Source organism: Xanthomonas hawaiiensis (assembly GCF_031834635.1).
GTDB lineage: Bacteria > Pseudomonadota > Gammaproteobacteria > Xanthomonadales > Xanthomonadaceae > Xanthomonas_A > Xanthomonas_A sacchari.
This window is the reverse complement of sequence record NZ_CP115873.1, coordinates 2363882-2376318: the sequence shown is the minus strand read 5'-3', so window position 1 is coordinate 2376318 and position 12437 is coordinate 2363882. Positions and strand designations below refer to the sequence as shown.

The 12437-nt window shown below is 59.2% G+C and carries 10 protein-coding genes and 1 pseudogene; 8 read left to right on the top strand and 3 right to left on the bottom strand.

Annotation, left to right across the window (positions count from 1 at the left end):
• Nucleotides 1-26: 26 nt before the first annotated feature.
• From PG878_RS10350 to PG878_RS10320, 7 genes and pseudogenes are all read left to right on the top strand, one after another.
• A pseudogene (locus PG878_RS10350) lies at nucleotides 27-590 on the top strand (anthranilate synthase component II); the annotation flags it as partial.
• 84 nt (nucleotides 591-674) lie between these two features.
• Nucleotides 675-2171, top strand: coding sequence for an aminodeoxychorismate synthase component I (gene pabB, locus PG878_RS10345; RefSeq protein WP_244663897.1), 1497 nt, complete (start codon nucleotides 675-677; stop codon nucleotides 2169-2171).
• Between the two features lie 19 nt (nucleotides 2172-2190).
• Nucleotides 2191-3417: a chorismate mutase gene (locus PG878_RS10340; protein WP_209031436.1), complete on the top strand. Its 1227-nt coding sequence runs from the start codon at nucleotides 2191-2193 to the stop codon at nucleotides 3415-3417.
• Between the two features lie 52 nt (nucleotides 3418-3469).
• Nucleotides 3470-5059, top strand: coding sequence for an MBL fold metallo-hydrolase (locus tag PG878_RS10335; protein WP_209031435.1), 1590 nt, complete (start codon nucleotides 3470-3472; stop codon nucleotides 5057-5059).
• Between the two features lie 84 nt (nucleotides 5060-5143).
• Nucleotides 5144-5695: a VOC family protein gene (locus tag PG878_RS10330; protein WP_209031434.1), complete on the top strand. Its 552-nt coding sequence runs from the start codon at nucleotides 5144-5146 to the stop codon at nucleotides 5693-5695.
• 49 nt (nucleotides 5696-5744) lie between these two features.
• Complete coding sequence (locus tag PG878_RS10325; RefSeq protein ID WP_209031433.1) at nucleotides 5745-6992, top strand: aminotransferase-like domain-containing protein; 1248 nt, start codon at nucleotides 5745-5747, stop codon at nucleotides 6990-6992.
• Nucleotides 6907-8160: an alpha-hydroxy-acid oxidizing protein gene (locus tag PG878_RS10320; RefSeq protein ID WP_311163393.1), complete on the top strand. Its 1254-nt coding sequence runs from the start codon at nucleotides 6907-6909 to the stop codon at nucleotides 8158-8160. Before PG878_RS10325 ends, PG878_RS10320 begins: the two co-directional genes overlap by 86 nt.
• A 418-nt stretch (nucleotides 8161-8578) precedes the next feature.
• Here PG878_RS10320 and PG878_RS10315 read toward each other — a convergent pair whose 3' ends face one another.
• The 3 genes from PG878_RS10315 to PG878_RS10305 form a co-directional block, all read right to left on the bottom strand.
• Nucleotides 8579-8779, bottom strand: a complete 201-nt coding sequence (locus PG878_RS10315) for a hypothetical protein (RefSeq protein ID WP_209031431.1) — start codon at nucleotides 8777-8779, stop codon at nucleotides 8579-8581.
• 143 nt (nucleotides 8780-8922) lie between these two features.
• Entirely contained in the window at nucleotides 8923-10173 is a 1251-nt protein-coding gene (locus PG878_RS10310; RefSeq protein WP_209031430.1) for a sensor histidine kinase, read from the bottom strand.
• On the bottom strand, nucleotides 10170-10859 hold the full coding sequence (locus PG878_RS10305) for a response regulator (RefSeq protein WP_209031429.1): 690 nt from the start codon (nucleotides 10857-10859) through the stop codon (nucleotides 10170-10172). The genes PG878_RS10310 and PG878_RS10305 overlap by 4 nt, the downstream gene beginning before the upstream one ends.
• Nucleotides 10860-10932: 73 nt before the next feature.
• Between PG878_RS10305 and PG878_RS10300 the strand changes: the two genes are divergently transcribed.
• Complete coding sequence (locus tag PG878_RS10300; RefSeq protein ID WP_425611771.1) at nucleotides 10933-12429, top strand: efflux transporter outer membrane subunit; 1497 nt, start codon at nucleotides 10933-10935, stop codon at nucleotides 12427-12429.
• The last annotated feature ends 8 nt before the right edge of the window (nucleotides 12430-12437 follow it).

Here is a 12437-nt window from a genome sequence, read left to right as displayed (position 1 = left end):
CCTTAAAATACGACTAAGGAAAGGCAATGAATAGAGCGCTACTTATCGATAATTATGATTCATTCACCTATAATCTTGCAGCACTTATCACCGAAGTCACGGGACAAGAGCCTCTAATTGTTCGCAACGATGAGGCGACCTGGGATGAATTGCGGGATCTAGGTATCGATCGGATCGTCATCTCCCCTGGTCCCGGGCGACCACAATGTCGTACCGACCTGGGATTGTCTGCGGATGTGCTGGAAAATGCCGAAATACCGATCCTTGGAGTATGCCTTGGCCATCAGGCTATCGGGCTTTTTTTCGGAGCGAAAGTAGGTTTTGCGCGCGAGCCAATCCATGGCCGCGTCAGCAAGATCGTGCATCGGCATCACGATCTTTTTGCAGGAATTCCGAGTCCATTCGAAGCCACTCGCTACCATTCACTTGCGGTGACGGAGTTGCCGCCAGAGCTCGAAGCTACCGCATGGTGTGACGACGGAACATTAATGGGATTACGCCATGTTACGCGTCCGATCTGGGGCGTGCAGTTCCATCCCGAATCTATCTGCACGGAATATGGACATAAAATAGTTAGCAACTTCTATGAACTTAGCGCTGCATTCCTTCCAGCGACAACGATCAAGGATAAGCCGACCGCGCAGTCGAACGAAACGCGAAAGAACTGGGCATCAATGCAATTACAAACTCAGCGCATCGAAAGCAATGTCCAACCGCAAGAGGTATTTACAGAATTATTCGGTGATGATGTTCATGCTTTCTGGCTCGATAGCAGCTCTCATAATCAGACGAACGCGCGCTTCTCTTATTTGGGCAATGCGTCTGGTCCGCATGCTGAGGTTCTGGAATATCGCTCTGAAGAGCGCCACCTTCGCATCCTTGACAGAAATGGCGTAGTCGAGCGCCGACAGGATATATTAAGCTACCTTCAGAATGAGCTAGCGCTACGCGCAAGGCCAACTCCGGACGATTGTCCTTTTGAATTCAATACCGGCTACGTTGGATATTTTGGCTACGAGTTGAAGGGGGAACTGCAGGGCGCGTACGCGCATCCATCAACAATGCCTGACGCCTGTTGGATATTTGCCGATCGGACAATAGTTTACGATCACCAGACAAGTAACTACTGGATACTATGTCTGAATGAAGCCGAAGGCTTAAGCGAAGAAAATCGCCTTTGGGTTGAACATGTTAAGTCCGTACTACATAGATCCAATCCCCCGCAGTGTAGAGAGATTCTATTTCCGGTTCGGAGCTTCAATAATCCCCAGTGGCGCCATTCGCCAGAACTTTATCTCGACCTAATTCGCCGTGCTATGCAACTGATCACCGAGGGCGAAACCTATGAGGTCTGCCTGACTAACGAGCTGTCTGCCGACATAGATGCAAATCCACTTCAGGTCTATCAAAGCCTACGTAAAGTTAACCCTGTCCCATTCGGCGCCTTCCTGAGATTCGATGACGTATCGGTATTGTGCGCATCGCCGGAACTGTATCTCGACGTCGGAACCGACGGCACGGTCGAATCGAAACCAATAAAGGGCACCGCTCCGCGGCATTCGGACGCTCAAAAGGATCGAGCCATCGCGACCCGCCTAGCAAGTAGCGTCAAGGACCGCTCCGAGAACCTAATGATTGTCGATCTTTTGCGAAATGATCTTAACCGCTGCTGCGAGTTCGGCAGCGTGCATGTGCCGAATATCTTCCAAATCGAATCCTTCTCTACCGTCCACCAACTGGTCAGCACTATTCGCGGCAAGCTCAAGCTGGGCCGTAATGCGATCGACTGTGTGCGCGAGTCTTTCCCGGGCGGATCGATGACGGGAGCCCCGAAAGTGCGCACGATGAGCATCATCGACCAACTGGAGAACGGCCCCCGCGGCGTGTACTCGGGCAGCATTGGCTATCTCTCGGTTAACGGCAGCGCACGGCTTAATATCGTGATCCGTACCATCGTAATGAAGGGCCGTCGAGCTACGATCGGCGCCGGCGGCGCCATTGTAGCGCTCTCGAATCCTGGCGAGGAGTTAGACGAAATCATGCTCAAAGCCCGAGCGCAGATCGGCATCTTACAAAACCTCGCAGGAATAACTCCGACCGAGCAAGTCGGTTTTGGCGCTCTTTCATCAGCCGACGAAGACTCGCCGGTGCAATTATTAGCCGCAAATTAAATCACATAAGGGCGTCCATATGAGCTTTGAGGAAGAAATCGCAGAAGCAAGGAAGATGCTTGATGCGATCGATCAGCAGCTTATTGAACTCCTTCAAAAGCGCTTCGGCCGGTGCCTTGCTGTCGGCGAACTTAAGCGTCGCTATGATCGGCCCGTCATGCAGCCATCGCGAGTGAAGGAAGTGACCGAACGAGCGGCCATAGCTGGCGCCGCGCATGGCATGTCGCCCGAGTTCTGCCGTCGCGTCTGGCAACTGATCATTGACGAGGCTTGCCGTATTGAATACGAAATTCTGGAAACCGAAGAGCATGGGGCTGTGCGTGATGAGCCGCGTGCATTGGATTCAATACATAAAAAGACGTCGACATCTCAATCGCTGAAGAATGCTGTTGTAGTCGGTACAGGTGCGGTCGGGGGCATGCTGGCTGCCATGCTTTCGCGCCATTCAGTTGATGTAGCGTGCTTTGATGCCAGTGCGCGGCCTGGAGTGGAAGCTGGCGATGCATGCGCGCCAAACAGTACGCTACGCGATGCCTTGGAACGCGCGGATGCGATCGTGCTAGCCTTACCGGAGCGCGCCCTGAGCCTTGCGCTGCCCATCATAGACAGCATCGCGCGAGCGGATTGCCTGATCGTGGAAACGGCATCAGTCAAGCAGCCGCTCGAAATGGCGCTGGAACACGGCATGGGCCACCGCGATATTCTCGGTATCAATCCCATGTTCGCGCCCTCGGTTGGCGCCCACGGCCAGAGTGTGGCAGTTGTACGCAAGCGACGGTCGGCGGCCGGCGACGCATTCCTCGCGCTGATCGAAAATGAGGGTGCACACACCGTGTCGCTTGATGCGGCGCGGCACGACTGTATGACTGCTGCGATGCAGTCGATGAGCCACGCGGCTATCATCTCATTCAGTTCCGCATTGAAACACACCGGGGAAAATCTAGAAATGCTTCTCACGATCGCGCCGCCGCCATTTCGTGTACTGGTCGCACTAATGGCGCGGATTCTTGGGCAAAGCAGGGAGACTTACTGGGACATTCAGATGCGCAACCCGCGCGCTGCGGACGCGCGCGAGCGGCTGCGAAATTCATTCGCCGAGTTCGATGCCCTCGTAGTTACAGAAGATCCCGCAGCGTTCACGGGCGAGCTAGATGCTATCGAACGTTACTTCGGCAATGCAGGTGCAAGGTTACGTGACGAGTGCGCTAAATTGTTTGCAGCACTACCTTCCCGTCCCGCACACTAGTAGCGACGCCATATTTTTTGTTTGATTTTTCAAGGACAGAGAGCTGTTACTTATGCAGGACTTACTTTACCTTAAACAACACACCAAGATCGAACCGCTTAACGGTCGATGGTATGCCTGGAGTCACCTCGTTTCACCCGTGCAGCATGCATTCAACGTCGCGTTCCGCCATGTACCCAGCTTGCGCTCCTTTGTTTTGAATCCCAATGTCCACGAAGCAGCATCTAAAAATCCAAAAATGCTCGGCAGTGCTTTTATGGAGCTGGACAGGAGTAGTTTACCGGCGGTCCAGAAATTGCTGGACGAGACCGTCGAATATCATAGTCACCTAATCCAATTTGCACAGGACTTTGTACAGTTGGATCGTAAGCTTGCCGCAGAGACAGGCTTCAGTCTAGATCGTGTCTACGAGGAACTCCCGCCCTCATTGCAGGGCTTGGTCGAACTTTCCTACGACACCAATAACCGCCACAGCCTACGTTTGATTGAGGAGTTAGCTCATACCGGTGCATTGGAAACGGCCAGCACACAGGAGCTGGCGTTTACACACATGCGTGATGAAGAACGCAATTTCTTTCTCAATACTCCACGTGTTGATAGCGATAGGCGGATGATCTTTAAGGTTCCTTTCGCCGACCCGCGAATCGATTTGTTAAGTAAGGCACGAATCGCACCTGTAGACTTTGACGAATTGAGTGCCTGTTTCGGCGTTGCCTCCGTCGACCGTAGCCGATTCCGGGGGTACTTCACAGAACTCGCACCTGAACGCGATGCTCCAGATTACCGGGGTGAGGGCGTACGTTTGCGTTACTTTGGTCATGCGTGCGTATTGATTCAGTCGCGCGATGTGTCAGTGATGATCGATCCCTTTCTAACTTGGGACGATGACTACGAAGACGCTCGTCATCTGTGCTTCAACGATCTCCCTGATCGGATAGACTATGTTTTTTTGACTCACAACCATCAGGATCACTTCACCCCCGAATTGCTGTTGCAACTCCGCAGACGCGTAGGCAAGATCATCGTTCCACGGAATAACGTCAATAATGTGGCCGATCCGTCCATCGCGCTTGCACTGCGAATGCTCGGTTTCGACAACATCGAGACGATGGACTGGATGGAAACTTTATTGCTGCCGGATGGCGCCTTGACTTCACTGCCGTTCTACGGGGAACATGCGGATTTGAGTATTGCGAGCAAGCAAGGCATGCATCTAAGGCTGAGGAATCGTAGTTTCATGTTCCTCGCTGACTCGGATTGCAAGGACCGTAATTTATATCGGCGAATTGTAAATGTGCTTGGCAAGGTCGACACCTTATTCATTGGTATGGAATGCGATGGCGCTCCGCTGAGTTGGCTTTACGGCAGCTATCTTAGTAATCCGGTGAACCGCCGTGACGACAACTCCCGCCGGCTCTCCGGTTCCGATGCGAAGCGCGCGATGGCCATTGTCGAGGAAGTCGCTTGTCGCCAAGTCTATGTATATGCGATGGGCCAGGAGCCATGGATGCGCTATGTCACTGGCCTGGAATACACACCAAAGAGTAAACAGATAGTCGAGTCGGACCGATTGGTTAGCCACTGTAGAGAAATCGGCGTGGATGCCGAACGACTGCTCGGCTGCCGCACGTGGGAAAACTGAGCATCGTCAATCGGTGATGTCATATGCCGGCTGTTCTATCTGGCATTAGAGAGTGTGCCTCGTCCAAAAATTAAGGAGAGTCATATGAATACTGCGGACTCGCCTACCGAAGGCGTTCGCGATACAGAATCCGACATCCATCCATCGGTCCTCGCCAAAGCCATTCCGTTCCGACGGATCGACCATATTGCGCTCGCCGTGGTCGACTTGGAAGAAGCGATCGTGCTCTTCCGCGACGTACTGGGCTTTGAACTCACACATCGCCGCCACATTGCGGGTAAGCTCAGTGGGATGGTTTCAGCCGAAATGGAGGGCAACGGTATGCGCTTTGTGCTGTGCCAGGGCACTGAACCGGAATCACAGGTTGCCCAACTGATCCGCAACTTTGGACCAGGTGTCGCTCACATCGCGCTTGAGGTCGAGGAAGTAGATAGCACTGTGAACCAACTTAGGAGCCGCGGTCTGAGCTTCGACACCACGGTGATCCGTGGGCCAGGACTGACCCAAGCCTTCTCCAGTCGCTGCAAGAACTCGGGCATGAGCTTCGAGATCATCCATCGCGAAGGCGAGGACGGCTTCCTTGACTCCAACGTCCAGTCGCTGTTTGATCAACTTGAACAGTCCGGAAAATACTGACCTTAGCCCATCAGACTACGAGATGCCCACATCGTCTACCGCCGATGTCATGAACTTCCTCAACGAGGTAGCCGAACGCTATCCACGCGCGATATCTCTAGCGGCCGGCCGACCAGCTGAGGTTTTATTTGAAAGGCTAAGCAGCACCGATTTGACGAATCGGATCGACCTCTATCTCGCCGCGTCGAATACGTCGATGAACCAACTGCTACAGTACGGTCGCACTGCCGGCGTCATCAACGCGCTGATGGCGGAGCAGCTATGCGCAGACGATGGCATTCTCGCAACAGCGGATCGTATCGTCGTCACGTCCGGCTGCCAAGAGGCAATGAGCCTGTGCCTCTCCGCACTTAGTCATTCCCGCAAGGACGTCATTCTGGCCTGCAACCCGACCTACATTGGCGCGACTGGCGCCGCTGCTGCGCTCGGGATCTCCGTACATGGCCTGAACACGGACGGTGATGGTATACCGGCGGCCATCGAGAAGGCTGTCGCTGAACTCCACGCCGACGGGCGTCGTGCACGAGCATTTTACGTTATCCCGAATTTCGATAACCCTACCGGACGCGTGCTCAACACAAAGCAGCGGGTGGCAATACTTGAGGCCTGCGAGCGTCACCGCATTGTTGTACTTGAGGACAATGCTTACGGCATGTTCCGCTATGACGGAGCCCATGTACCTCCGTTGGCGGCCCTAGACCGCGCGGGCTTGGTGATTTATCTCTCTACCTATTCAAAGACACTTTGCCCGGCAGTTCGGATCGGTTCCGCGGTGCTACCGGAGACCCTGTTCGGCGATCGCGACGCTCGTATTAGGCTTTGCGAAGACATCGTCCGTCGTAAGAGTTACCTTACGGTGAATACCGGCCAAATCAACCAAGCCATCGTCGGCGGACATCTGCTGCAGGAGGGTGGCAGCCTGCGCCGGTGGATCGAACCCGTGCGTACTCTCTATCATGCCAATCGCGACCTGATGCTCACCAGCCTGCAGGCACGCTTCTGCGACCGCGGCGACATCAGTTGGAACAGTCCGGAAGGTGGCTTCTTCCTGACTGTCGACCTACCATTCGTGTTCGACGCGGATGCCGTCGCCGAGTGTGCTAACAACGAAGGCGTAATCGTCATGCCAATGTCGTTCTTCGCGATAGACCGTTCACAAGACTGCCGCATCCGACTCGCTTTTAGCGCGATTCGCACTGAACGCATCGCTGATGGCATTGAATCGCTGGCGCGTTATATTAATTTTCGGTTGCACGGCACAGCGCCGAAACTCGCATTGCGCGCGAAGTCTACCTGATTCAACAAGGATGTACCATGGACGCCCCATCAATATCGCAGATTATCGTAGGCTAGCACGCCAGCGGTTACCTAGAGTCGTATTCGACTATCTTGAAGGCGGTGCGGAAGACGAATGCGGTCTGGCGCGTAATCGTACTGCGCTAGATGCTTTATGTTTCCGCCCAAGGCGATTGCGTGACGTGCGGGTTCGCGATCAAACGGTGCGCCTTTTTGGCACTACTTTAGCTGCGCCTTTAGTGGTGGGCCCTACCGGATTCAACGACCTGTTCTGGCCCAACGGAGACCTAGCGCTTGCTCGGGCCTCCGCCGCCCACGGCATTCCATTCGTGCTCTCGACGGTATCGAATACCGACATCGAGACGCTGGCCAGGGGATGTGATGGCGAATGGTGGTTTCAGCTCTATGTCGTACATCGAGAATTGGCCGCTCAGTTGGTGTGTCGCGCCCTCAACGCCGGATGTCGTACGTTACTACTAACCGTAGATGTACCGATCAACGGTCGTCGTGAACGCGACTTGCGTAACGACTTCCAATTGCCTTCACGCTATTCATTGCAGCAGATATTGGATGGCCTACGCCATCCTGGCTGGACGTTACGCCACCTGCGCCGGGGAATGCCGCGACTTGCGAACTTTGAGGGATTACATACTGAGGACGAGGAAGTTCGGCTCGCCCTGATCGAACGTCGTATGAAAGCCGACTTCACATGGCTGGACCTCGCCTGGCTGCGCGAACAATGGCCGCACCGGCTGCTCGTTAAAGGCATCCTGCATCCTGAAGATGCCGCGCATTGCGCCGCACTGGGGATTGACGGCGTGATTCTATCCAATCACGGTGCGCGCCAGCTAGACTCCGCAGTCTCACCGCTTCATGTCTTGCCTGACGCAAATCGCGCTTGTGCGTTGCCACTACTGATAGATAGCGGCTTCCGTCGCGGATCAGACGTGGTCAAGGCTTTAGCGCTCGGAGCCCGCGCAGTGCTACTCGGGCGCGCGCCGTTGTACGGCCTCGCCGCAGCCGGCGAATTCGGCGTCAATGAGGTGATCGGCATGTTTAAGCAAGAAATTGACTGCACATTAGCCCAAATCGGCTGTGGAAGAGCCGACGATGTGTCCCGCGATCTCCTGCAGATCAAGCCAGAATTCGAATCGACCTGCGTCACTTAGCCTAACATGCATGCTGCTAAAGCCTGATTCTGTATCTTATATAGCTAGCGACATTTTCCACCATGCTGATAGGGGAGGCAGGTGTGCAATGACCGCACACGTCATCCTTAGATTACATGCGGACGGCTTCACGTCCGGACTAGCGGCTCACTTAGAATCTGGAGCCAGCCATAGCGGCAATGGGCGAACACCGAGTATATTCTATTGGCGTCATAATGCCGATGTTTTTAAAAAAATTCTTATTGCACTTCTGGATAAATTCTCGATCATGGTGGGGCATACAATGGCGTTGGGAACCAGGGTTCGTTAAGGCATTTGTCGTGCGGACTGCATTGAGTCCGATCGCCTAGTCAATCGACCGAATTTTAGGAAATGCCAGCGCCCGCACTGCACAACCGCCGCACCATGCGGCCGTGGCTCAGCCGCCCCGCCCCAACCGCCTCAGGATCTGGGCGCGCTGTTTCGCGCTGAACGCAGCGACGTGCGTCTGCAGCAGCGCGATCACCGCGGTATGCGCCCCCTCGGTGCGGCGTTGCAGTTCGCGGGTGGCGGCCTGTTCGATGGCGCGCCATTCGGCGACGGTGGTCCCGGTCGGGAGGGGGGGGCTGGCTGCACGCATTGCGAGGTCCGGTTGCGACACTGGGGGCAGGCCGATGCTCGCTCGGCCTGGTCCTACTCTATCGCCAAGTGGTCGGCCTTGGCGCGTGTCGCATGGACGGCCGGATGCAGAACCGCCTCTACGCGCCGCAACCGTTGCGGATCTTAGGCGCGGCGCTTGCGCGGCGTCGCCGCCGACGCACTGGTCGCCAGCGCATCGACATCGCCCGCAGGCGCATGCGGCAAGCGCACCCGCGCACATAGTCCGCCGCCCTCGCGGTTGGCGAATTCCAGCGCGCCGCCGTGCGCCTGGCAGATGGCCGCGGCGATCGACAGGCCCAGGCCGCTGCCGCCGGAATGGCGCGCACGCGAGTCGTCGGCGCGCCAGAAGCGGTCGCCCATCCGCGCCAGCGCTTCCTCGTCGACGCCAGGGCCGCGATCGGCGACGCGGATCAGCACACCCTCGGCATCGGCCTGCGCCTCCAGCGCCAGTTCGCCGCCGGCCGCGGCGTAGCGCAGCGCGTTGTCGATCAGCACCGACAGCACCTGGCCCAGGCGATCGCGGTCGGCGCTGATGTGCAGGTGGTCGGGGATGCGCACCTGCACCTGTACGCCTGCTTCCTGCAACGGCTGTGCGGCCCAGGTCAGGCGTTCGCGGACCAGCGCGCCGAGCGCGAATCGCTGCGGCTCCAGCATCAGCTGGTTGGCGCGGGCCATCGACAGCAAGTGCAGATCGCCAACCAGACGATTGATCTGCTCCAGTTGGCGCTGGACCATGCGCAACTGCTCCTCGCTGCTTGGGAACACCTGGTCGAGCATGCCCTGGACCCGTCCCATCGCCGCATTGAGCGGCGTGCGCAACTCATGCGCCAGCATCGCACTGGACTCGCGCACCTCGCGTTCGTACTGCTGCAGCTGCGCACTCATGCCATTGAAGTCGATCGCCAGGCCGGCCAGCTCGTCCGGCGCGCCGGGCACCACGCGCGCGCGCGCGGCGAAATCGCCATCGCTGATCCGCCGCGCCGCCGCGGCCACGTTGGAGAACTGCCGCGACAGCGGTCGCGAGGCGAGCAGGCCACAGACCACGATCACCGGGATCGACGCCAGGATCATGCCCGCCAGCAGCAGCCAGTCGCGGCTGGCCAACCCGGGCAGGAAGTCCGCGACGTCGTAGTAGGTCTCGAACAGTTCCCACAGACGCCGCGCATTGCTGTGCGGATCCTCGCGCAATTGCAGCATCTCCTGCCGCGCCTGCGGCGGCAGGCGGCTCAGCGTGGACGCATCCCAGATCGCGAACCGCAGCAGCATGCCCAGCGCGATCGCGATGATGGTCAATACCGCCAGCGCGCTCATGCGCAGGCCCACCCACTGCCACAGCGGCACGTGACGCTTGCGGCGGAACCAGGCCCAGTTCATCGGAAGCGGTAGCCGATCGCGCGCACGGTCACCAGCAGGCCGGTGACCTGCTCGTGCTCCAGCTTCTTGCGCAGGTTGTGCACGTGCGCATCCACCACCCGCTCCAGCGCATCGCTGTCGGGCAGGCAGATATCCAGCAGTTCGCTGCGGGTGAAGGCCTTGAACGGCGTCTTCATCAGCGTGGCCAGGATGTTGAATTCGGTCGGGGTCAGTTCCAGCGGCACCTCCTGCCCGTCTGCATCGCGCACCGTGGCACGCACCGCGGCGGTGTCCACGGTAAGTCGCTCGTGGCGCAGCGGTTCCTCGCTGGCGCGCGCCGGCCCGGTACGACGCAGCACCGCATACACCCGCGCCACCACTTCCTTGGGGCTGTACGGCTTGACCACGTAGTCGTCGGCGCCGTAACGCAGCGCGCCGAGCTTCTCCGGTTCGTCGCCCATCGCGGTGACCATGATCACCGGCGTGTCGCTGCTGCGGCGGATCGTGGACAGCACCTCGGTGCCGCTGAGTCGCGGCAACATCACGTCCAGCAGCACCAGGTCCGGCTTCCACTGCGCATGCACCGCCACTGCCTTCTGTCCGTCCTCGGCGATGGTGACCTCGAAGCCGTCGCGGCGCAGGTAGGCCTCGAGGATGCTGGCGCTGTCGGCATCGTCTTCGACCAGCAGGATCTTCTTCGCGTGCATTGCCCGGTGCCTGTCTTTGGCGTCTTGATGGAATCTTGAAGATTCCTAGAAGGCGGCTTGAACATGCCCGCCGATGCTGGCAGTCGAGTTCGATCACCCGACCGCCGCCATGATTCTACCGTCCCCGCTGCTCCGTCCGCGTCGCGCCCACGCCCTGTCCGGGCTACTCGCCCTTGCCTTGGGCGGCTGCTCTTTGGCGCCGGTCTACCAGCGCCCGCAACCGGCATTGCCCCCCACCCTGGGCGCGATCACCGCGACCGTGGCCGCTGCACCGAGCCGCAGCGACAGCGCGCTCACCGGCCAGGAGCAGCAGTTCGTGCACGCGTTCTCGCCGCAACACGACCTGGCCCCACTCGTCACCCAGGCGCTTGCCCACGACCCGGACTTCCGCACTGCCGTGCTGACCGTGCAACAGGCCCGCGCCCAGTACCGCATCGAACGCGTTCAGCAGCTGCCGCAGCTCGGCCTCGATGCCCAGGGCACGCGCCGCGACTACGACGATGCCGCCACGCAGGCGCGCTACGGCCAGAAACTGAGCACCGTCGCGGTCGGCGTGGATGGCTTCGAACTGGACCTGTTCGGCAAGCTGGCCTCGCTGTCGGCGGCCGCGCAGCAGCGCTACCTGGCCTCCGAAGAGGGCCGCCAGGCCGCGCGCGGCGCACTGATCGCCGAGGTCCTGCGGGCCTACACACTGGAGCGTGCCGCCCTGCAGAGCCAGCAGCAGGCGCAGACCATCGCCGAGCGCAGTGCCGCACTGCTGGCGATCGCCGCGCGCCAGCAGGCGGTCGGGCTGATCTCCCGCGATGCGCTGGACCGCCAGCGCCACGACGACGACCAGGCGCAGGCGCGCGCGCAGCAGGCGGCCAGTGACCACGCCGCCGCCCGCCGCGCCCTGCAACTGCTCGCCGGCTACGCCGCCCCCGACGGCATCGGCACCCTGCAGGACCTGCTGCCTGGCGCCGAGCAGGACGACGGCCGCGCCTGGCGCGATCTCGATTCGCAGCTGCTGCTGCAGCGCCCCGACGTGCGCCAGGCCGAAGCCGAACTGCGCGCGCGCAATGCCGACATCGGCGCCGCGCGCGCGGCGTTCTTCCCGTCGATCCGCCTGAGCACCTCGCTGGGCACCGCCAGCGAGGCATTGAACGGGCTGTTCATGCCCGGCAGCCGTACCTGGAGCTTCATGCCGCAACTGGTGCTGCCGCTGTTCGACGGCGGCCGAAACCGCGCCAACCTGGACATCGCACAGTTGCGCAAGGACGGCGCGGTGGCCGACTACGAGAAGACCGTGGAAGCGGCGTTCCGCGAGGTCGCCGATGCGCTGGAAGCGTTGCCGGCGCTGCAGCAACGCGAGCGCGGCGAACGCACCAATCTCGAACGCGAACGCCAGCGCTTGGCGCGCCTGCAGCAGCGCGTCGCGCAAGGCCTGCAGGACCGTCCCGAGCTGCTGGCAGGCGACATCCAGGTCGCGCAGGCCGCACTGGCGCACCTGCAGGCGCGGCAAGACCTGCTGCTCGATCGCATCGCGCTGTTCCGCGCGTTCTACGGCGTGCCGCTGCCGCACGCGCCCTGATCTTTCCC